The 21,528-nt window shown below is 70.6% G+C and carries 14 protein-coding genes; 11 read left to right on the forward strand and 3 right to left on the reverse strand.

Going from position 1 to position 21,528, the window contains the following annotated elements; genetic code table 11:
• Nucleotides 1-11: 11 nt before the first annotated feature.
• Nucleotides 12-1,982 (reverse strand): sulfatase, encoded by a 1,971-nt coding sequence (locus tag OIC96_RS44180; protein WP_406501298.1) that lies wholly within the window; start codon nucleotides 1,980-1,982, stop codon nucleotides 12-14.
• A gap of 599 nt (nucleotides 1,983-2,581) precedes the next feature.
• Between OIC96_RS44180 and OIC96_RS44185 the strand changes: the two genes are divergently transcribed.
• From OIC96_RS44185 to OIC96_RS44195, 3 genes are read left to right on the forward strand one after another with little or no spacing between them, the layout of a single operon-like run.
• Nucleotides 2,582-4,639: a hypothetical protein gene (locus OIC96_RS44185; protein WP_330302417.1), complete on the forward strand. Its 2,058-nt coding sequence runs from the start codon at nucleotides 2,582-2,584 to the stop codon at nucleotides 4,637-4,639.
• Nucleotides 4,640-4,665: 26 nt separating this feature from the next.
• Nucleotides 4,666-5,616: an AAA family ATPase gene (locus OIC96_RS44190; protein WP_330302416.1), complete on the forward strand. Its 951-nt coding sequence runs from the start codon at nucleotides 4,666-4,668 to the stop codon at nucleotides 5,614-5,616.
• Complete coding sequence (locus tag OIC96_RS44195) at nucleotides 5,609-8,476, forward strand: TIR-like protein FxsC (protein ID WP_330302415.1); 2,868 nt, start codon at nucleotides 5,609-5,611, stop codon at nucleotides 8,474-8,476. Before OIC96_RS44190 ends, OIC96_RS44195 begins: the two co-directional genes overlap by 8 nt.
• A 39-nt stretch (nucleotides 8,477-8,515) precedes the next feature.
• Here OIC96_RS44195 and OIC96_RS44200 read toward each other — a convergent pair whose 3' ends face one another.
• Nucleotides 8,516-10,135 (reverse strand): acyl-CoA synthetase, encoded by a 1,620-nt coding sequence (locus OIC96_RS44200; RefSeq protein ID WP_330302414.1) that lies wholly within the window; start codon nucleotides 10,133-10,135, stop codon nucleotides 8,516-8,518.
• Nucleotides 10,136-10,321: 186 nt separating this feature from the next.
• Between OIC96_RS44200 and OIC96_RS44205 the strand changes: the two genes are divergently transcribed.
• The 8 genes from OIC96_RS44205 (at nucleotide 10,322) to OIC96_RS44240 (ending at nucleotide 19,033) form a co-directional block, all read left to right on the forward strand.
• Entirely contained in the window at nucleotides 10,322-11,122 is an 801-nt protein-coding gene (locus OIC96_RS44205) for a crotonase/enoyl-CoA hydratase family protein (RefSeq protein WP_327426434.1), read from the forward strand.
• 48 nt (nucleotides 11,123-11,170) lie between these two features.
• Nucleotides 11,171-12,112 carry a Zn-ribbon domain-containing OB-fold protein gene (locus OIC96_RS44210; RefSeq protein WP_330302413.1) on the forward strand — a complete coding sequence of 314 codons (942 nt, stop codon included), beginning with the start codon at nucleotides 11,171-11,173 and terminating at the stop codon, nucleotides 12,110-12,112.
• On the forward strand, nucleotides 12,113-13,168 hold the full coding sequence (locus tag OIC96_RS44215; RefSeq protein ID WP_330302412.1) for a thiolase domain-containing protein: 1,056 nt from the start codon (nucleotides 12,113-12,115) through the stop codon (nucleotides 13,166-13,168). It begins immediately after the preceding gene.
• Nucleotides 13,165-14,331, forward strand: a complete 1,167-nt coding sequence (locus OIC96_RS44220; RefSeq protein ID WP_330302411.1) for a thiolase domain-containing protein — start codon at nucleotides 13,165-13,167, stop codon at nucleotides 14,329-14,331. Before OIC96_RS44215 ends, OIC96_RS44220 begins: the two co-directional genes overlap by 4 nt.
• Before the next feature lie 83 nt (nucleotides 14,332-14,414).
• Complete coding sequence (locus tag OIC96_RS44225) at nucleotides 14,415-14,657, forward strand: DUF397 domain-containing protein (RefSeq protein WP_099502242.1); 243 nt, start codon at nucleotides 14,415-14,417, stop codon at nucleotides 14,655-14,657.
• 127 nt (nucleotides 14,658-14,784) lie between these two features.
• The gene (locus OIC96_RS44230; RefSeq protein WP_330302410.1) at nucleotides 14,785-15,384 is read left to right on the forward strand and encodes a CGNR zinc finger domain-containing protein; all 600 of its coding nucleotides are present in this window, start codon (nucleotides 14,785-14,787) and stop codon (nucleotides 15,382-15,384) included.
• Between the two features lie 145 nt (nucleotides 15,385-15,529).
• Nucleotides 15,530-18,433: an ATP-binding protein gene (locus OIC96_RS44235; protein ID WP_330302409.1), complete on the forward strand. Its 2,904-nt coding sequence runs from the start codon at nucleotides 15,530-15,532 to the stop codon at nucleotides 18,431-18,433.
• A gap of 102 nt (nucleotides 18,434-18,535) precedes the next feature.
• Nucleotides 18,536-19,033: a hypothetical protein gene (locus OIC96_RS44240; protein ID WP_327426428.1), complete on the forward strand. Its 498-nt coding sequence runs from the start codon at nucleotides 18,536-18,538 to the stop codon at nucleotides 19,031-19,033.
• A gap of 70 nt (nucleotides 19,034-19,103) precedes the next feature.
• Here the strand turns inward: OIC96_RS44240 and OIC96_RS44245 are convergent, their stop codons facing one another.
• Nucleotides 19,104-21,422 carry a SpoIIE family protein phosphatase gene (locus OIC96_RS44245; RefSeq protein ID WP_330462152.1) on the reverse strand — a complete coding sequence of 773 codons (2,319 nt, stop codon included), beginning with the start codon at nucleotides 21,420-21,422 and terminating at the stop codon, nucleotides 19,104-19,106.
• Nucleotides 21,423-21,528: the final 106 nt, after the last annotated feature.

A 21,528-nucleotide genomic window follows, 5' to 3' on the forward strand; every position in this document is an offset into this window, starting at 1 on the left:
ATCGCGGGTGGTCAGGGCGTCGAGGCCGTCGCCGACGAGTCGGGATGCGGACCGTATGCCGTCATGAAGCGGTCGCGGAAGGTGTCCATGCGCCACTCCGGCGCGTCCTTGGCGGGCTTGAGACCGTCCGTCCAGCCCCAGTCGGAAATCCTGTCCAGCACCTTCTGGTCGTGCGCGACGATCGTGATGGGCACGTCCCGGCTCGTGCTGCCGGCGGTGACGGTCGGAACGGGCTGGTGGTCGCCCAGGAAGACGAGCACCGTGTTCTCGTCGCCGTACTTCTCGACGTACTCGGTGAGGCTGTGCAGCGAGTACTCGATGGCGCGCCGGTACTCGGTGCGCACGCTCTCCGGGTTCTTCCAGACCTGCTTGGGGTCCTTGCCCTCCTTCTTGATCTGGTCGAAGACCGAGCCGTCGCCGAGGTCGTTCCAGTCGATCATGTGGGCGATGGGCGCCCAGGGGTTGTGGCTGGAGGCCAGGATGATCTCGGCCATCATCGGCTTGTGGTCCTTCTTGCCGTGTTCCAGGCGTTCGAAGGCCTCCAGGCTGAACTGGTCGGGCACCGGCGTCCAGCTGAAGTACGGGCCGTTGTAGCCGAGGTGCTCGGAGTCGTAGATGTGGTCGAGGCCGAAGAACTTGCCCTCCGGCCAGGCCCGGCGGACACCCGGCACGATGCCGACCGTGCGCCAGGCACCGGTCTTCTGGAAGTAGCTGGTGAGCGTGGAGCGGTCGCTGGTGGTGAGACTCCGGTAGCGCTGCTGGTTCTTGATCCACAGGCCGGACAGGAAGGTGGAGTGGGCCAGCCAGCTCCCGGCGCCCGTGACAGGGGAGCGCAGCCAGGCGCTGCGCGAGGAGAACCCGGCCGCCTTCAGCGAACTGGTCCCCTCCGAGAGAACCGAGTCGATCTGCTCGGACATCGCCGGGTCGTCGATCGCCGTACGGCCGTAACTCTCGATGAAGGTGAACAGGACGTCCTTGCCGCGCAGTCCGGTCAGCAACTGGTCGGGCGGGGTGTCGGCGAAGGCGTCGACGGCGGCCTCCTTGGCGAACACCTTCCCGTCGCGCAGGCCCGCCTGCACCTGGTGCACCCGGTTCTGGACGAGCTCGGCGTTGATCTGCGAGGCCACCGGTACGTCGGTGAACTGCACGCCGACCGTCACACAGGTGATCCAGGCGGTGCCGAGGACCAGCGTGGTCCGGGTGGCGACGGGCCGGTGGCGGACCATGAGGTCGGTCAGCCGCACGACCGCGAGGGTGATGAGGACGAGCAGGGCGATGACGAGCGCGATGACCGCGATCACGGCGATCACCTCGCCGGTCCGGCCGAACGACTCCTTCACCCACTCCGCGGCGTCGTCCAGCAGGATCCAGTCCAGCACCAGGTCGAACGGCCGGGCCAGCACCGAGTAGAAGCCCATGTCGACGAACTTCAGGATGGTCAGCAGGCCGAGCAGCACACCGACGACGACCGCCGTGATCCGCCGCGGCTTCGGCGGCAGCGCCAACAGCAGGGCGGCGAGGAGGACTCCCTCCGCCGGGATGCGGAGGAAGGCGTCGAAGGAGAGGCGGTCGAGCTGGTTCGGCACGAGGAGGGCGAAGAGCACCAGGGCACCGGCGAGGACCGAGGTCCCGACGGTCACGACCCGTGCGGCACGCGGGTACTTGACCCGCCAGCCCCACCAGCCTCGCCGCCCACCACCGGCGCCGGCTATGTCAGAGGTGTCGCCGCCCTCATCCGCATCCGCATCGGCCTCCGCGCCCGGATCGGCCTCTTCATCCGCGTCGGTCTCCGCAAGCGTGTCGGCTTCCGCGTCCGCCTTCGCACTTCCAGGCGTGTCGATATCCGCATCCGTTGGCGTATCAGCTTCCGCAGCTGTGTCGGTATCCGCGTCCGCGGTCGTTGCGGCAGCCGTGTCGGCGTCCGAATGCGGCTCCGTCTCCGGTTGTTCCGGTAGTTGACGAGAGCGCGTGAAGTGCGACACGCCGATGGTCCTTCCGTGCGAAGCCCCGTGCTGACACCGCGGACACGCCCCGGGGCAGGGCGGCGGCGTCATCATCCGTACGGTCGGCCTTCGCCTCCCGTTCAACCGGGAAGGTCAACAGCGCGCAAAGAGTACGCCGCAGGATGGGCGCCCGGGTCAGTCGGCTGCGTTCGCCGCGACCGACCTGGCCCACCGATAGTCCGCCTTGCCGCTCGGCGAGCGCTGAATGGTGTCCGACTGGCGTTGACTCGGCGGGCCCGGCCGACGCCGCAGAAACTCGTCCTGCGCGCGATGTGCGTCGACAAGGGGCCCTGTCCGCACGGTGGTTGCTAGCCTTGAGTACGCGCCCGGAGGCCCCGGGCCGAGGCTTTCGGGGGGAACATGAAGCCTCGTCTGATGCTCGAATCCTGGAACCGGCACGGTCTCGGCGTCGGTCGGCCGCGGATGGAGAGAGCTATCCGGTCCGGCCATCTCTCCACGCCGCCCGTCACCAGACCCGTGGGCTCGGACAGCGTCCGGGTGCGCCCCGAGGTTCAGTGCCTCGCGCAGCCCACGGCCGCGGGTCCCGTGGTCGAGGCGATCGAGACGGCCACCCGACGATGAAGACACCGACTCCCCGCCGACATGTCCTCGTCGTCGCGCCGCAGTGCCTGGATCTGGGACCGCTCGACGAACTGGATGAGGTGGCGGAGTCCTTGCACGGGTTGCTCGTGGACCAGAGGCGGGGGGCGTGCCGGGAGAGTTCTGGCAGCGAACCCTCACTTCTGTACGGTCCGTCCCTTCGCCCGGTACAGATCGAGACCGCGATCCGGGGTGCGGCGGAGCGGGCCGGGCGGGCGGGGGCCGTGCTCGTCCTCGTCCTGCTCGGGTACGGCATCACGCCCGGCCGCGACTCCCCCCTCTACCTGATGGCGGGCAACTCCCAGGCCGACAAGATCGATACCGCGGTGAACGTCGGCGCACTGCTGACCCAGGTGCTGAGAACACCGGGACTTCCCGGAGTGTTCGCCCTCGTCAACACCTGTCGACCCGACGGCGCGGGCCCAGGCCCCGGAGGGACGGACGGCGGGGTCTGCAAGGGTTCGGCCCGACTCTCCATGATCATGTGCGAGGGGGTCGCGTGGAAGGCCTCCCCGCTGACCTTCTCCAAGACTGTCGTCCACTTGCTCACGGAGGGCATCGTCGGAGCGGGCGAGTTCCTGCGCTCCGATGCCGTGGTCGGTGCCGTATGCAATGCGCTGCCCAGGACGGTCCCGCACGAGGTGGAGCACGTCGGTACCCAGGGGTGCGAGCGGCTCTGGCTGGCGCGCAACGCGAGCCGTCCGCCGCGGTCCGTATCGGTGCTGGGGCCCGTGGCGACCGAGTCGCTGGATCAGGCACTGGCCCCCTTGGGGTGCTCGGCGCTGCTGACGACGGCGGTCACCGGCGCCGAGGCGCTGGAGGGGTTGCTGGACATCCTGCCGGAGCGCTCGTCGGGCCTCGGGTTCGAGCTGGACTGGTGCCTGGGCGTCGTACGCGGGCTGCTGGACTGCCTGTGCACCATCAAGCTGCTGACCACCTCCTGGCCGGGGCAGCGGCTGACCTCCGAGCGGCTGCAGAGAGCCCTGTGGGCCGCAGCGGGCCGATCCGCGGAACGGCTCCCGGAGACCTCCGGGAGCGCGCTGCTCAGGGATGCGGTCGAGTTCCTGCGCCTGCGTGTCCCGTCCGTCGATCCGGGTGCCAGGGGGATGAGTGCCGCCCCTCTGGCGGACTTCGTCGCGACACTCGCCGTCGAGGACCAACTGTCCAAGGACTGTGCCGAGTTGACCGCCTGGGCGGACGAGGTGGGCGCCGTCGAACTCGGTGATGCCTTCGAGCGGGTGGAGCGCAGAAGCGCCGGGATGAGGCTTCGGCTCGTCGTCAGCCTGGGGGCGGCTGTCGCGGACGAATGGCCCGAGACCCTCGACGCGTGGCTGCTGGACCACGGGGAGATGCACACGCACCAGGAGTTCGACTGTCTGCCCAGCCAGGCAGGGGTCGAGGAGCGCCTGGCGGACGTGGTGGACTGGGCGTCCACGCAGGCGAGGAAGCTCGGCGTAGAGCTCCGGCGGGTCGAGATCGCCGCTTCCGCGGGGCTGCTGCTGCGGTGGCGGCCCGAGGAGACCGACTACGGGGAGCGGTTGGGCGACTGGCACGATGTCGTACTGCGCTGGAGCGAGCGCATCTGTCCGCCGTCCCACCTGCGATGGATCAACCCTCGTGCCAGACGTCAACTGGCCAAGATGAGCGGGTGTGAAGCGGGACACGCGCCCGTCGACTGGTTCGGCGCACGGGAGACGGAACGGGCCGAGGAACTCAGAAAGAGGCTGGGGCGCGGGCCGTACGCGCGGGCGGTCGCTCTGAAACACCGGCCCCAGAGGTTCGAGCAGATCATGGAGCTGCTGCTCGCGTACGCCCCGATCGTGCTCTGGCCGGGGGCCGAGGGCTGTGTTCCGGACCAGTTCAAGGAGAGCCTCGACCGGTTCTGGCATCTCCTTCCCGACGAGTTCAGCGAGGCCTACCGCCGTAGCCGGGAAGAGGGGACGCGGGCCGAACTCGACGGCTGGGAGCACCTGGCCCAATGGCGGACGGTCTGGCACGACGACGAATGGCTCGACTTCTGCGACTGGTTCGCGTAGTCCACTAGCGAGGGGGAGAACTCCGAATGACCTGGCAGCCCTTCTACGTCGGGGACGGCACGCCCCGGGATGTGGATCTCGGCGATCCGCCTCCCTGGCGCAGCTTCCCCCGGCAGGCTCTCCACCAGCAGTTTCGACCGCCGCCCGGCCTGGTCAAGGCCGTCAATGCCGCGCTCGTGCTGCGCCGGCCGCTGCTGCTCACCGGGGCGGCGGGCTCGGGCAAGTCCACGGTGGTCGAGCAGGTGGCGGCGGAGCTCAAGCTCGGCGACGTACTGCGCTGGCACATCACCTCGGGCAGCACGCTCAAGGAAGCGTTGTACCGGTACGACGCCCTGGGGCGCATTCACGCGCAACGTCTCGGCGGCGCGGATGACATCGCACCGTTCCTGCAGCTGGGCCCGCTGGGTACGGCTCTGCTGCCCGTCCAGCATCCGCGAGCCCTGCTGATCGACGAGATCGACAAGAGTGACCTGGACCTGCCTAGCGATCTCCTCGATGTACTGGAGCGGGGTGAGTTCGAGATCCCCGAACTCACCCGGTACAGCACCGGCAACCTCCAGGCCGCCGTAGAGGTGCGCGAGTGGGGCAGTGACCCGCGCGATCCCGTTCTCAGTCCCATCAAGGGGGGATTCGTGCAATGCGACAGCTTCCCCTTCATCGTGATGACGAGCAATGGTGAACGCGACTTTCCGGCCGCCTTCCTGCGGCGCTGCATCCGGTTCACCATGCCGAAGCCCTCGGTCGACGAACTGCGCAGGGTGGTGGAGGCACACCTGCGGATCGGCACGGGCACGAAACGGGCCACGGCGGCCGACACGCTGATCGAGGACTTCCACCAGCGCCTCACGGCGGGCGAGAGCCTGGCCATCGACCAACTGCTGAACGCCGTCCACCTGTTGATCGGCAGCGGCACCCTCGCAGGGGCGGAGAAGCGCGAAGTCATGGACCTCGTCCTGCGCGAGCTGTCCCGTGCCTGATCAGGGTCACCCGGACCAGGACGGGATCGCACGGTCGGTGGCCGCGCTGAGCGGCCTGATGCCCGGGCTCGACGGCACGGCGCTGGCCGACCTGCTCTGGCTCGCCTCGCGCATGGACGGGGACAAGGAGGACGAATCCGCCGCACGGTCGTCGCCGCAGTCGGCCGGCGCGCCACCCGCCGCCGATGCCGCGACGCGGGACGTGGCTCCGCCTCCCACCAGTACGGAACGAGCGCTGCATGAACGGCTCGGCGGAGCGAACTCGCGGGTCCGGGGCGACCCGGTGGCGACAGCGCGCGCCTCCGGCCTGCCGTCGCCGCTGGAGGTGACCCGAGCCCTGCGGCCCTGGAAGCGTCGGTGGCGGCAGGGCCGCAGGCCGGCCCTGGACATCGACGCGACGGTCGACGACTACGCCCGCAGCGGCGAACTGCTCCCCGTGTTCACGCCCGCCCCCGAGCGATGGTTCGACCTCGTCCTGGTGGTCGACCGCTCTCTCGCGATGCAGGTGTGGCGGGAGAGCGTCGCCGACTTCACGGCCGTCCTGGACCGGCTGGGCGCGTTCCGGACACTCCAGGTGCGCAGTCTCGGGTTCGCGGCGGACGGCCGCCCCGAACTCCGCGACGGCCAGGGCAGGTTGATGAGCCCAGGTCAGCTGAAGTCCCCCGACGCCCGCCGGTTGCTGGTGACCGTGTCCGACTGCGCCTCACCGGGCTGGCACGAGGCTGCGGTGTGGCGGCAGTTGTACCAGTGGGCTGCGTCGACGCCCGTCGCCCTGCTCAATCCGCTGCCGACCAAGCTGTGGCGCAGAACAGGGCTGGATCTGCCGACCGTCCGGGTCTCGAACGGGGTCCCCGGCTCGGTCAATTCCCGGCTGGACTTCGACCGGCCACCGCTGCTGCCCCGGGAGGGGGACGACGAGAAGGAGGGCGACTGGCTGCCCATTCCCGTGTTGTCTATGTCGCCCCATGCGCTGGACCGCTGGTCACGAACGCTCATGCGTACGGACCCCGAAGGCTGCGGCGCGGTGCTGGTGCCCCGCAAGGGACGGCCCGAGGGGAGTGCGCGCAGGCCCCAGGGTTCCGTGACCGCGGAGAGGTTCCTGCGCACGGCGTCGCCCCCGGCGGCACGGCTGGCGGTCCTGTGCTCCACCTTCGACCGTCTGAGCATGCGTCTGCTACACCTCATCCGTCAGGAACTCGTGCCCGAATCGACGGTGGCCGATGTCGCCGAACTGCTCACCAGTGGACTCTTCTCACTCGATGCGGACGAGCTGGGCACGGTCGAACTGAGCCTTCCGGAAACCGCGCGGCGCCGGTTGAGGCAGGATCTCGCGGAGCACGACGTCTGGCGGATCCACCGGGGGCTGAGCCGCCGGATGGCGGCTCGGGAGAACCGGAGCGGACAACTGCTCGCGGTGGCACACGACCCGGACGGCGGGGTCGGCCTTCCTGCGGAACTCCAGGAGTTCGGCAGCGCGTCCCTGCGGACGCTGGAGCTGCTGGGGTTGTCGGCGGAGGGCGGTGCGGGGTCCGGTCGACGGCGCCAGGAACCCGCGAAGTCCCGGTTGGTGGCCGCGACCGAGTCGACGCCGGACCGTCGGCCGTATTTCTTCCTGAGCTACGCCCACACGCCGGCCTGGGGGCCCGGCGGCGGCGATCCGGATCACTGGGTGCACGTCCTCTTCACGGATCTGTGCGACCACATCATGGCGCTCACGGACCTTCCGGCGGGCACGCCCGCGGGTTTCATGGACCAGGAGCTGCGCTCGGGGGAGGGGTGGCCGGAAAAGCTCAGTGAGAATCTGGCGAGCTGCCGGGTGTTCGTTCCGTTGTTGTCGCCGCGCTACTTCACGAGTGAGAGTTGCGGCCGGGAATGGTTCGCCTTCAACGAACGTGTTCTACAGGCGAGGACCGCAGGTGCCGGTTCGGTGTCGGCCTTCGTGCCCGCTCTGTGGACGCATGTAGAAGTCGCTCAACTCCCCGACTCCGTACGGCATATACATGTGGATCAGGCCGCGTTCGGTGCACGTTACGCGGCCAACGGCATCTATGGTCTGATCAAGCTCAAACGGCTTCGCGACGAGTACGAGGAGGTGGTACTCGGACTGGCCCAGCGGATCGTGCAGGTGGCCCGGGAGTCGCCGCTGCCGCCCGGCCAGCCCCGCGACTACGCTCGTACGCCGGTTGCCTTCCGGCCGCGCAGCGAGGGCCCACGGTACATCCGTCTGACCGTGGTGGCGCCCACCCGGCACAGCATCCCCGAGCACCGCGACCCCCGGTCGTATGGCGAGGACGCAGAGGACTGGAATCCTTACCACGCGGCGTCGACGCGTCCGTTGGCCTCGCTCGCGGAGGACCTGATCCGGTCGCTCGACTACCGGGTCACCGTCTCCTCGTTCGATGACGACGAGATCGCTGACGAGACCCTCGACGAGGCGGGCAGGGTGCCGACGCCCGAGATCCTCCTCATCGACCGGTGGGCGCTCACCGACGAGGAGCGGCGGCGCAGGCTCGCGGCGTTCGACGCGAGCGCCCGGCCCTGGGTCAGCGCGATCGTCCCCTGGAACCGGTCCGACATGCAGTGCCACGGCGAGGAGGGCCGCAAGCTGGCGGCGGACCTGGAGCGGACGCTGCCGTCGATCCTGGACCGGGGCCGGCGCACCGACTGCCAGCTCGCCGTCAACGGCGTACCCACCCTGAAGGCGTTCACGGACATCCTCCCGGCCGTCGTCGCGCACGTGACCCGGCAGTACCTCAAGCAATTGGGGGTGACCCCACCCTCAATGCCCCGCCCTCGTCTGCGGGGCCCCGCCCCCCAGTCGTACCCCGAGGCCGGACCCGACGGTGAAGAGGAAACCTGACCATAGAGAGGGAGTAGTGGCTCTCGGACACTCGAACTCTCAGTGCGCTGCCTCCGCGGCCACCGACCGCGCCCACCGGTAGTCCGCCTTGCCGCTCGGCGACCGCTGAATGGTCTCCGTGACGACGAGCTGGCGGGGGATCTTGTAGCCCGCGAGGTGGGAGCGGCAGTGCGTCTGGATGTCCTCCAGGGACGGGTGGTTCGCGCCCTCGCGGAGCTGGACGACCGCCGCCACATGGTTGCCCCACTTCTCGTCGGGCACGCCGGCGACCAGGGCGTCGTACACGTCCGGATGCGATTTGAGGGCCTGTTCGACCTCCTCCGGATAGACCTTCTCGCCACCGGTGTTGATGCACTGGGAGCCGCGGCCGAGGACGGTGACGATGCCGTCCTCGTCGACCGTGGCCATGTCGCCCAGGAGCACCCACCGCTCGTCGCCCTTCTGGAAGAAGGTCTCGGCGGTTTTCTTGGGGTCGTTGTAGTAGCCGAGGGGTACATGGCCGCGCTGCGCCACCCGCCCCGGTTCACCGGCCGCGACCGGCTCGTGCGTGACGGGATCCACCACCTGCGTACGGGAGTTGACGCGGATCCGGAAGCCGCGCTCCGGGCCCGAGTCCGCCGTCGCGGTGCCGTTGAAGCCGGACTCCGACGAACCGAAGTTGTTCAGCAGCATCACGTTCGGGACGAGTGCCTGGAACTGCTCGCGCACCGTGTCCGACATGATCGCGCCGGAGGACGACACGCTGAACATGGAGGAACAGTCCGTGCCCTTCAGGGGCCCGCTCAACGCGTCGATCAGCGGTCGCAGCATCGCGTCGCCGACCAGCGACATGCTGGTGACCTTCTCCTTCTCGATCGTCCGCAGGACTTCCTCGGGCACGAACTTGCGGTGGATCACGATCCGTTGGCCGAAGTTGAAGCCGATGAAGGCGGTGAGCGTCGAGGTGCCGTGCATCAGTGGGGGAGTGGGGAAGAAGGTGATGCCCTCGCCGCCCGCCGCGACGCGCTCGGCGAGTTCCTCCGGCTGCTTGACCGGCTCGCCCGTCGGAGCGCCACCGCCGAGGCCGGAGAAGAACAGGTCCTCCTGCCGCCACATCACACCCTTGGGCATGCCCGTCGTGCCACCGGTGTAGATGATGAACTGGTCGTCCGCCGAACGCGCCGGGAAACCCCGCTCGGGGGATCCGGCCGCCTCGGCGTCCGCGAAGTCCACCGCGTCCAACGCGACCGCGTCGGGCGCGGGAATCCCCACCCGCACGAGATGGCGCAGTGCCGAGGCATGCGGCAGCGCCGCCGCCACCCGGTCCGTGAACTCCGCGTCGAAGACCAGGGCCGCCAGATCGGCGTCGCGGTAGAGGTAGACCAACTCCTCTTCCACATAGCGGTAGTTGACGTTGACCGGCACGATCCGTGCCTTCAGGCAGCCCAGCACGGTCTGCAGGTACTCGACACCGTTGTAGAGGTGGAGCCCGAGGTGCTCGCCGGGGCGGATGCCGCTGTCGATCAGGTGGTGCGCGACACGGTTCGCGGCCGCGTCCAGCTGCGCGTACGTCAGCCGGCGCTCCGCACCCGTGCCGGGGTGGTCGATGTACACGAGCGCCTCGCGGCCCGGGACCACGTCGACGACCGACTCGAACAGGTCGGCAAGGTTGTACTCCACCGCTCCTCCTGACCCCGAACGTCCATGGCTGCCCCGACAGGGCCTGGGCTCGACGGTCATCAGAGCAAAGCCCGACCCAACTGTGAAGGGTCCCGGCAGAAGAAATCTGACTGTCTGTCAGAAAACCCTTGTACTGGCTCGACGCCTCCTGCAACCTGTTCTCGCATCCGAGACGGGAGGACGGCAATGGGTGGGACGGAACACCTCACCGTGCAGCGCGAAGGCGCCACACTGGTGCTCACACTCAACAGGCCCGAGGCCAGGAACGCGCTCTCGCTGCCGATGCTGGTCGGTCTGTACGACGGCTGGGTCGAGGCCGACGAGGACGACGCGATCCGCTCGATCGTGCTCACCGGCGCGGGGGGTGCCTTCTGCGCCGGGATGGACCTCAAGGCGCTGGCCGGAAAGGGCATGGAGGGCGAGCAGTACCGGGACCGGCTGAAAGCCGACCCCGATCTGCACTGGAAGGCGATGCTGCGCCACCACCGCCCCCGCAAACCGGTGATCGCCGCCGTCGAGGGGTACTGCGTCGCGGGCGGCACGGAGATCCTCCAGGGCACCGACATCCGCGTCGCCGGCGAGTCGGCGACCTTCGGGCTCTTCGAGGTAAAGCGCGGCCTGTTCCCCATCGGCGGGTCCACGGTCCGGCTGCAACGCCAGATCCCGCGCACCCACGCCCTCGAAATGCTGCTCACCGGACGCCCGTACTCGGCCCGGGAGGCCGCCGGCATCGGCCTGATCGGCCATGTCGTGCCCGACGGCACCGCGTTGGACAAGGCCCTCGCCGTCGCCGAGCAGATCAACGCCTGCGGCCCGCTCGCCGTCGAGGCCGTCAAGGCGTCCGTGTACGAGACCGCCGAGATGACCGAGACCGACGGCCTCGCGGCCGAACTGGGGCGCGGCTGGCCGATCTTCGACACCGCCGACGCCAAGGAGGGCTCCCGGGCCTTCGCCGAGAAGCGCCCGCCCGTCTACCGGCGCGCCTGACCTCCCACGGAGGCATGGCCCATCCGACCTCCGAAGGAGACATCCGGGATGCCCGAAGTCCTCAAAGCCCCCCTCGTCGTCGAATTCCCCTTCACCCGCTCGCTCGGCCCCGTCCAGAGCGCCTTCCTCACCGGCCTGCGCGAGCGCGTCGTCCTCGGCGTGCGCACCTCCGACGGCCGCACCCTCGTCCCGCCCGTCGAGTACGACCCCGTCACCGCCGAGGAGATACACGACCTCGTCGAGGTCGCCCCCACCGGCACCGTCACCACCTGGGCCTGGAACCACGAACCCCGCAGGGGCCAGCCCCTCGGCACCCCCTTCGCCTGGGTCCTGGTGCGACTCGACGGTGCCGACACCGCCCTCCTGCACGCCCTCGACGCCCCGGGCCCCGACGCCGTACGCACCGGCATGCGCGTCCGGATCCGCTGGGCGAAGGAGCGTTCCGGCGGGATCACGGACATCGCCTGCTTCGAACCGTACGAGGGGACGGCGGAGCAACTCACCGGCCACGACGGCCGGTTCGAGGACATGGTGACCGGCATCGTCGCCCCCGCCCGCCTCGACTACGTCTACTCACCCGGCCGCGCCCAGTCCGGCTACATCAACGCCCTCTCCGGCCGGCGCAACGTCGGCGAACGCTGCCCGTCCTGCCGCAAGGTGTACGTCCCGCCGAGGGGTGCCTGCCCCACGTGTGGCGTCGCCACGGCCGAACAGGTCGAGGTGGGTCCGCGCGGCACCGTCACGACGTACTGCATCGTCAACATCAAGGCGAGGAACCTCGACATCGAAGTGCCGTACGTCTACGCGCACATCGCCCTCGACGGCGCCGACCTCGCGCTGCACGGCCGGATCGGCGGCATCCCCTACGACGAGGTGCGGATGGGCCTGCGTGTGGAGCCGGTGTGGACGGACGGTGGCGGCTATCCCGACCACTACCGGCCCACCGGCGAGCCGGACGCGGACTACGAGACGTACAAGGAGCTGGTGTAGATGCCGCCCATCAGGGACATCGCCGTCGTCGCCTTCGCGCAGACCGACCATCGGCGCACCAGTGACGAGCTCTCCGAGGTGGAGATGCTCATCCCGGTCCTGCACGATGTCCTCGACCGGACCGGCCTGAAGACCAGCGACATCGGATTCACCTGCTCCGGCTCCACCGACTATCTCGCGGGCCGCGCCTTCTCCTTCACGATGGCGCTCGACGGGGTGGGCGCCTGGCCGCCGATCTCCGAGTCGCACGTCGAGATGGACGGGGCGTGGGCGCTGTACGAGGCGTGGACGAAACTGCTGACCGGCGACGCCGACACCGCGCTCGTGTACGCGTACGGCAAGTCGTCGCCCGGCTCCGTACGGGACGTCCTGAGCCGGCAGCTCGACCCGTACTACGTGGCCCCCCTGTGGCCGGATTCCGTCGCGCTCGCCGCGCTTCAGGCGCAGGCGCTCATCGACGCGGGCGACACCGACGAGCCCGCGCTCGCCGGAGTTGCCGCCCGCAGCCGTTCGTCGGCGGCCACCAACTCCCACGCGCAGGTGAGGGGTTCGAGGGCTCAGGGCGAATACCTCGTACGTCCCCTGCGCACCGGCGACTGCCCGCCCATCGGCGACGGTGCCGCCGCCGTGATCCTCGCCGCGGGCGAGCGGGCCCGTGAACTGTGCGAACGGCCCGCCTGGATCCGGGGCATCGACCACCGCATCGAGGCACACAGCCTCGGCGTACGCGATCTGACCGACTCGCCGTCGACCCGCCTTGCCGCCGAGCGGGCCGGAGCCTTCGAACGGCCCGTGGACACCGCCGAGTTGCACGCCCCCTTCACCTCCCAGGAAGTGGTCCTGCGCAAGGCGCTCCGGCTTGACGACGGCGTGGACGTCAACCCCTCCGGGGGAGCGCTCGCCGCCAATCCGGTGATGGCGGCCGGGCTCATCCGTATCGGTGAGGCCGCCGCCCGCATCCACCGCGGCGAGTCCGACCGGGCGCTCGCCCACGCCACGTCGGGCCCCTGCCTCCAACAGAACCTGGTCGCCGTACTCGAAGGGGATGCCCGATGAGCAAGGAGCCCGTGGCCGTCGTAGGCATCGGCCAGACCAAGCACGTGGCGGCACGGCGGGACGTGTCCATCGCGGGACTGGTCCGCGAGGCGGCCGGGCGGGCCCTGGAGGACGCCGAGTTGACGTGGGCCGACATCGACGCCGTCGTCATCGGCAAGGCGCCCGACTTCTTCGAGGGCGTCATGATGCCGGAGCTGTATCTCGCGGACGCGCTCGGCGCCGTCGGCAAGCCGATGCTGCGGGTGCACACGGCGGGCTCCGTCGGCGGATCGACGGCCCTGGTCGCCACGAACCTCATCGCGGGGCGCGTCCACGGAACCGTCCTGACCCTGGCGTACGAGAAGCAGTCCGAGTCGAACGCCATGTGGGGCCTGTCGCTGCCGATCCCCTTCCAGCAGCCGCTGCTCGCCGGGGCCGGCGGATTCTTCGCACCCCACGTGCGCGCGTACATGCGGCGCACCGGCGCGCCCGACACGGTCGGCTCGCTCGTCGCGTACAAGGATCGCCGCAACGCGCTGAAGAACCCGTACGCGCATCTCCACGAGCACGACATCACGCTGGAGAAGGTCCAGGCCTCGCCGATGCTGTGGGACCCGATCCGCTACTCGGAGACCTGCCCGTCCTCGGACGGGGCCTGCGCGATGATCCTCACCGACCGGGCGGGGGCGGCCCGTTCGCCCCGGCCGCCCGCCTGGATGCACGGCGGCGCCATGCGCAGTGAGCCCACTCTCTTCGCGGGCAAGGACTTCGTGTCCCCGCAGGCGGGCAAGGACTGCGCGGCCGATGTGTACCGGCAGGCGGGTATCGCGGACCCGCGCCGGGACATCGACGCCGTCGAGATGTACGTGCCGTTCTCCTGGTACGAGCCGATGTGGCTGGAGAACCTGGGTTTCGCCGAGGAGGGCGAGGGCTGGAAACTCACCGAGTCCGGGGTCACGGAGCTGGACGGGGACCTTCCCGTCAACATGTCGGGCGGTGTCCTGTCCACCAATCCGATCGGCGCCTCCGGCATGATCCGCTTCGCCGAAGCGGCACTTCAGGTGCGCGGTCAGGCCGGAGATCACCAGGTCGACGGGGCTCGCAGGGTGCTGGGGCACGCCTACGGCGGCGGATCCCAGTTCTTCTCGATGTGGCTGGTCGGCGCCGCGCCGCCCGCCTCCTGAAACCGTCCCCCTCACGTGGCCTGTCCGCCGCCCGAACCGATCGCTAGGCTGACGGCGGACGACGAACCGGGAGGAGCACGGACGTGGCCGAAAGCACCATTGAGCAGCACCCGCTCGCGGGCTGGGACAAGCCGGAGCTGGACCTGAGCAACGCGGAGTGGCAGTCCAGCAGCCGAGGGCGGGGAGACGTCCAGATCGCTTTTGTCGAGGGCTTCATCGCGATGCGCAACAGTGGTCGGCCCGAGAGCCCTTCTCTGATCTTCACACCCGCGGAATGGGGCGCGTTCGTATCGGGGGCGCGCGAGGGCGAGTTCGATCTGACCTGAGCTGACAGCGGTCGGGGCCGCCCCGCCACCTGCGTACAGGGGAGGGGCGGCTGCCTCGGCTGCGGCCCGGGACTGAGGGCCTCTCCGCCGTGCGCTAATGGAAGCCGCTGGATCTATCATTAGCGCCATGGACGACTCGATCAGCGGGGACGCCAGGCTCGCCCTGGACCTCGCGCTGACCATTCGGCACGACGGTCACGGCGGTGTCGCCGACGATCTCACCGATCCCGCCGGGCTGACGGCCTGGGTCCAGGCGCACCCCGACGCCCTGCCGGGAGCCGGCCGGTTCGTCGCCGATCCGGTGACGCTCACCGCCGTACGCGACGTGCGCGCCGCCGTCCGCGCCCTCTTCGCGCGCGCCGTACGCCCCGGCGAGCCGAGCCCGGCCGACGCCGCCCGGCTGCTGCCCGTACCGCAGGCCGTGGAGTGCCTGAACACGGCGGCGGCGCTCGTCCCGACCGTCCCCGTCCTCGGCTGGGCCGAGGACGCCGATCCCGTCGTACGGCAGGAAGCCGTGGGCGCGGACGCACCCCTGCCCGCCCTGCTCGCCCGAGCCGCCGTCGCCTTCCTCGCGAGCCCCGACCGGCAACGCCTGCGCGCCTGCCACGCGCCGCGCTGCGTGCGGTACTTCATCAAGGAACACCCACGCCAGGAGTGGTGCAAACCGTCGTGCGGAAACCGCGCCAGGGTCGCCCGGCACCACGAGCGGCACAAGAAGTCCGCATAGGCCGAAGGCCGTTGGCCGACGGTTCCGGTCAGTAGTCGTCGTATGGGCGCGGCCGGGCCGCTCCGGGCGTACGCTGAGCTGCCTGTAGGTCACGGTGCGCACCTGCTCCCCGCGCCGGCTGCACCACCGTGGCAGGGGGTGCCCCATGGGACAGCGCAGCGTACGGAGCCGTCGGACGCTTTTCGAGCGTGAGAGTGAACTCGCCGCCGCCGAAGAGGCGTTGAGCGAGCTCACCGGAGTGCGCAGGGACGGTGGTGAGCCACCGGAGCGTCCTCGCGGCGCGCTCCTCGCCTTCGCCGGACGCGCGGGCATCGGCAAGACGACCCTCCTCGCCGAAGTACGGCGGCGCGCCGCCGCCAAGGGCTGCACCGTGCTGTCCGCGCGCGGCGGCGACCAGGAGCAGGGCGTCGCCTTCCATGTCGCCCGCCAGCTCCTGCAACCCCAGCTCGCCGGGTCGTCGGAGTCCGAACTCCGGGCCTCGCTGGGGAGTTGGTACGCGATCGTCGGCCCCGCGCTCGGCCTGTGCGCGCCGGCCGAGGGCGCCCCGCCCGACCAGCAGGGCCTGCGCGACGGCCTCGACTGGGTACTCACGCACCTCGCGGTGCAGCGCGCCCCGATGGTGCTCGTCCTCGACGACGCGCACTGGGCCGACCCGGAGTCACTGAGCTGGCTCGCCGGATTCGCGCCGCGCGCCGAGGAACTCCCACTGCTGCTCGCCGTCGCCTACCGGCCCGACGAACTCCCCGACCACGCCGAGGCGTTCAGGGGACTGCCGGGACGCGCCGGGCAGCGCCCCATCGACCTCGAACCGCTCAGCGCGGCGGCCGTCGCCCGTCTCGTACGGGAGGATCTGGGCACCCAGGCCGACGACGCGTTCTGCCGCGAGTGCTGGGCGGTCACCGCGGGCAACCCCTTCGAGGCGGTCGAGCTGACCGCCAAGGTCCGCGACCGCGGACTGACCCCCACGGAGGCGGGGGCGCATCTGCTGCGCGACCTCGCCGCCGCCGTCAAGGGCAGCGGCCTGATCGCCCGCCTCGAACGCCTCGGCACCTCCACCGTGCGCTTCGCCTGGGCCTGCGCGGTGCTCGGCACCGAGATCCAGCCGACGCTCGCCGCCGCCGTCGCCGGCCTCGGCTCCGAGGAGGCCGCCGACGCCGCGGACGCCCTGCGCGGCGCCCGCATCCTCACCGGCCCGGTGACTGCCGGGGGCACGCTCGAATTCGTCCACCCGCTCATCGCCACCGCCGTCTACCGCGCCATTCCCGGCGGCGTCCGCGTCGCCCTGCACGGTCAGGCCGCCTGGTGCGTCATCGACGAGGGCCTCGGCCCGTCCGCCGCCGCCCGCCACCTCCTGGAGACCCACCCCGACGGCGACACCTGGGTCGTCCAGCAGCTGCGCGCCGCCGCCCGCGAGACCCTCCGCGCCGGAGCCCCCGACGCCGCCCGCCGCTGTCTGGCCCGCGCCCTGCGCGAACCGCCGCCCTTCGAGGACCGGGCCGCCGTCCTGTACGAGCTGGGCTGCGCCTCCCTGCTCACCGAACCGGCGACCACGGTCAACCATCTGCGCGCCGCCCTCGAAGAACCCATCACCGATCCGGAGCTGCGCCACCACATCGTCTACCGGCTCTCCCAGGTCCTCGCCCACAGCGACCGCCTCGGTGAGGCCTCCGACACCCTCGCCCGTGAGATCCGCGTGACCGGCGACGCCCGGGTGCGGCTGCGCATGCAGTCCGAGCAGTTCATGTGGGACGCGTTCCGTTCCGACGAACCCGACTCGCCCGCCCGCTCCCGCCGCCTGACCCGTCTCGCCGACCGGCTCACCGGCCGCGAGCTCACCGAGCGGTACGTCATCGGGCTGCGCGCCTGGGACGCCACCCTGCGCGGCGAACCCGCCCACATCGCCCTCCACCACGCCGAACGCGCCCTCGCCGGAGGGCTCGGCTGGGCCGAGGCCGACCGTGGCTTCGAGGTGCCCGTCCTGGTCGCCCTCACGTTCATGTACGCGGACCGGCCCGGGCGCACGGAGGAGCTGTTCGCCACCGGAATCGCCGACTTCGAGGCCCAGGGCTGGCACGGCGCCCACCTCTCCTTCGGCTACACCATCCTCGGGTACGTCCGCTACCGCCGCGGCCGGCTCGCAGAGGCCGAGGACTTCGTCCGCGCGGGCCTCCGGCTCGCCGAGCGGGTCGGGCCCGGCACCCCCGTCCACTGGTACGCCGTCGGCACTCTCATCGAGGTCCTGCTCGCCCGCGGCCGGACAACCGAGGCCGCACGGACCGCCGAGGACTACGCGTTCGAGGCGCCCTTCCCGGCCGCCGTGACCTTTCCCGACGCCCAGACCGTGCACGGCGAGCTGCTGCTCGCCCGCGGCCTCACCAAGGACGCCGCCGCCGAGCTCGCGGCCGCCGGCCGCCGGCTCGACCCACGCGGCATGCGCAACCCCGCCTGGTGCCCCTGGCAGCTCCACCTCGCCCGCGCCGAGAGCCACGACGCCCCGGAACGCGCCGTCACCACGGCACTCGAAGCGGTGAACCGCGCCCGCCAGTACGGCACCCCCTCCGCGATCGGCCAGGCACTGCGCGCCGCCGCCGAGGTCTCCTCCGGCTCGGCCCGCGTCAAGTTCCTCGAAGAGTCCGTAGGCCACCTGGAGCGCTCCCCGGCCGCGTACGAGCTCGCCTGCGCCCTGGTCGCCCTCGGCACCGAGCTGCGCCGTGTCGGCCGCCCCAAGGAAGCCGCCGAACACCTCTACCGGGGGCTCGACGCGGCTGTCCAGTGCGGAGCCGACGGGCTGGTCGAGGAGGCCCGTGACGAGCTGGCGGCCGCCGGTCTGCGGCCGCGGCGCCTGCACAGCACCGAGACGGACACGCTCACCGCCCGTGAACGGGCCGCCGCCGCACTCACCGTCCGTGGCCTCGACACGGCCCGGATCGCCGAGGAACTGCACACCGACGAGCAGGCCGTCGTACGCATGCTGTCGGCGGTCTACCGGAAGGTCGGCACGGACCGTACGGGACTCGCCGCCGCACTGGGCGAACAACCGGCGCCGTAACCGGGTACCGCTGTCCCCAACACCGGGGAACAGCCATCTCCCTGGCCGCTCACAGGGGCGCCCCCGGGGCCCGCTTCACGCCCGTGCACGTACCATTGCGGCATGTCCTTCCTCCGCCGCCGCAGCGCCACTCCCGCCGGGCCCGACTTCGACGTTCTGGCCATGGACCCGGGCGACTGGCCGGGCAATCTCGGTGCCGGCCTGCTGCCCGCGCCCGACGGCAGCTGCCAGGGCGTCTTCCTGCGCTACGACCTCTTCGGCGGCCGTGGTCCCGCGATGATCATCGGCAATCTGCCGGAGGGCTCCCCGGCCCGTGACATCGCCGAGGACGAGGTCCCCTTCGAGGTGGCCCAGCTCTTGATCGCGCTGGAGAACGAGGAGGAGGTCACCGTCACCGGCACCGAGGACATGCCGGTGATGCAGGGCGACAACCTCCTGATCGTGCGCCGCCTCAAGCTCTCCGAGACCCGCATCTCCTGCGTGCAGTTCGACCGCAGCGACAACGTACTGGTGACCATTGCGGCCTGGGACCGCCCCATCACCGACGACCTGTACGCCCTGCTGAAGCCGCTGCCGGCGGAGCTGTTCCAGCAGAGCTGAACGTGACCGCCGGGCAAGGCCGGGATCCCGGGTGAACAGCCCAAGCCCTCGGCCTTGCCCACCCGTTGCCTCACAGCCTGAGCGTGAACCAGGTGGTCTTGCCCTCGTCCGTGGGGCGCACACCCCAGTCGTCGGCGAGAGCGCGGACGAGGATCAGGCCCCGGCCCGACTCCTCGTCCTCGGCCGCCGGACGGGGCTGGGGCAGATGGGGACTGCTGTCGCTGATCTCGACGGTCAGATCGGTGGTGGTCCGGCACACGTGCAGGCCGATCGGCCCCTGGGCGTGCTGGACGGCGTTGGTCAGTACCTCGGAGAGAAGAAGCCGGGCGTCGTCCGCGGTGGTCGCGCAGTCCCATGAGGTGAGGGCCTTGCTGAGGAAGGCACGGCCTTCGGGCACGGACTCGGCAACGGCGGGCAGGTCCGTCGTGACGGACGACAGAGGCCCGTCGGGCAGCCGGGTGAACAGCAGGGTGACGTCGTCGTTATGACCCTCGGCGTCGGGCAGCAGGGCGGCCAGCACTTGGTCGGCGGCGTCCTCCAGGTCCGGGACAGTGACGAAGAGGGCCCCCAGGGTCGCGGTGAGCTTGGAGAGCTGGTCCTCGATGTCGGAGCCCGGCGTTTCGATGAGACCGTCGGTGTAGAGGACGAGCGTGGCACCGGGCGGCATGACCGCGGTGGACTGCTGATAGAGGACGTCGCCGACACCGAGAGGCGCGTTCACGGGCGCCGGGAGAGACCGGGCGCCGTCGCCGGGAGTGGCCACCAGCACCGGCAGGTGCCCCGCGGAGCAGACCGTCACCTCCCCCGCGTCGGCGGCGATGATGAGATAGCAGCACGTGACCAGCTGGTCGGGCACGTCCAGGTCCCCGACGACCGCCTCCAGGGCCTGCATGAGCTGGCGGGGCTGCATACCGGTCTTGGCCAGGGCATGCGCGGCGGACCGCAGCTGCCCCATCACGGCGGCGGCATCCAGACCGCGGCCCATCACGTCGCCGATCAGCACCCCGACCCGGCCGGCCCCCAGGGGGATCAGGTCGAACCAGTCACCGCCCACCCCGGCCCCCTGGGTGGCGGGCCGGTAGCGGCTCGCCGTGGAGAGACCGGGGATGGCGGGCGGCGTGCCCATCAGGCTGCGCTGCAGGGTGAGGGCGATATGCCGCTGCTGCTCGTAGAGGAAGGTCAGCTCCGCCTCGGCCCGCTTGCGGTCGCTGATGTCACGGACGATGGCGCAGGCCCCGATGATCGCGCCGTCCGGGGCACGGGTGGGCCACAGGGTGATGTCGACGTCCAGCAGGCCACCGCAGCGGGTGAGCCGCAGTGTCTCGAAGTGCTCGACCTTCTCCCCGTTGCGCAGCCGGTCCAGGAGTACGTCTATCTCGTCCCGGCGCTCCGACGGCGCCAGAAGCGACACGTGCCGGCCCACGACCTCGGCCCGCGAATATCCGTACAGCCGCTCGGCCGCCGCGTTCCAGTAAGTGATGTCGCCGTTCAGGGTCTTGGCGAGGATCGCGTCCTGGGACGATTCCACCAGTCCGGCCAGCTCGTTGATACGGGCTTCGGCGCGCTTGCGGTCGCTGACGTCGCGGACGGCGGCGGAGACGAGGAGGCCGTCGGTGGTTTCGAGGGGGCTGAGGCTGATTTCGACGGGGAATTCGGTGCCGTCCTTGCGGAGGCCGTGGAGTTGGAGTCCGGCGCCCATGGGGCGTACTTGGCGGTTGTTGGTGTAGCCGTCGCGGTGGTGGGTGTGGTGGGCGCGGAAACGGCCGGGGACCAGGAGTTCGACGGGGTGGCCGAGGAGTTCTTCGCGTTGGTATCCGAAGAGGGCTTCGGTCTGGGCGTTGACGAGTTTGATGGTGCCGGTGTCGTCGACGATGACCATGGCGTCGGGCGCCGCTTCGAGCAGTCCCCGAAACCTTTCCTCCGCCGCCTTGCGGTCGCTGACGTCGCGGACGGCGGCGGAGACGAGGAGGCCGTCGGTGGTTTCGAGGGGGCTGAGGCTGATTTCGACGGGGAATTCGGTGCCGTCCTTGCGGAGGCCGTGGAGTTCGAGTCCGGCGCCCATGGGGCGTACTTGGCGGTTGTTGGCGTAGCCGTCGCGGTGGAAGGTGTGGTGGGCGCGGAAACGGCCGGGAACGAGGAGTTCGACGGGGTGGCCGAGGAGTTCTTCGCGTTGGTATCCGAAGAGGGCTTCGGTCTGGGCGTTGACGAGTTTGATGGTGCCGGTGTCGTCGACGATGACCATGGCGTCGGGCGCCGCTTCGAGCAGCCCGCGAAACCTCTCCTCCGCGCCTCCTGGACCCGCCCTGTGCTGCTCGATGTCGTACCGACAGTGGTGAGGGCCTGCCGCATCGGCGGGCCGAGTTGAAGTCTCTCCGACAAAGTCGCCCATGCCCGCCCCAGGTGTGCCGCTTACCGTGATTCGGGCATCCCATCTCACATGGACTGCGGGTGCGGTTACATGTCGCTTACTGGCCCGAGCACGGCCGAAGCTGTCC

This window comes from Streptomyces sp. NBC_00775 (assembly GCF_036347135.1).
In the GTDB taxonomy this organism is placed as follows: domain Bacteria; phylum Actinomycetota; class Actinomycetes; order Streptomycetales; family Streptomycetaceae; genus Streptomyces; species Streptomyces lutosisoli.

Coding starts and splice junctions, on each gene's coding strand:
- OIC96_RS44205 (WP_327426434.1), top strand. CDS start 10,322: ATGGGTGGGACGGAACACCTCACCGTGCAGCGCGAAGGCGCCACACTG.
- OIC96_RS44190 (WP_330302416.1), top strand. CDS start 4,666: ATGACCTGGCAGCCCTTCTACGTCGGGGACGGCACGCCCCGGGATGTG.
- OIC96_RS44240 (WP_327426428.1), top strand. CDS start 18,536: ATGTCCTTCCTCCGCCGCCGCAGCGCCACTCCCGCCGGGCCCGACTTC.
- OIC96_RS44220 (WP_330302411.1), top strand. CDS start 13,165: ATGAGCAAGGAGCCCGTGGCCGTCGTAGGCATCGGCCAGACCAAGCAC.
- OIC96_RS44185 (WP_330302417.1), top strand. CDS start 2,582: ATGAAGACACCGACTCCCCGCCGACATGTCCTCGTCGTCGCGCCGCAG.
- OIC96_RS44210 (WP_330302413.1), top strand. CDS start 11,171: ATGCCCGAAGTCCTCAAAGCCCCCCTCGTCGTCGAATTCCCCTTCACC.
- OIC96_RS44230 (WP_330302410.1), top strand. CDS start 14,785: ATGGACGACTCGATCAGCGGGGACGCCAGGCTCGCCCTGGACCTCGCG.
- OIC96_RS44215 (WP_330302412.1), top strand. CDS start 12,113: ATGCCGCCCATCAGGGACATCGCCGTCGTCGCCTTCGCGCAGACCGAC.
- OIC96_RS44245 (WP_330462152.1), bottom strand. CDS start 21,422: ATGGGCGACTTTGTCGGAGAGACTTCAACTCGGCCCGCCGATGCGGCA.
- OIC96_RS44235 (WP_330302409.1), top strand. CDS start 15,530: ATGGGACAGCGCAGCGTACGGAGCCGTCGGACGCTTTTCGAGCGTGAG.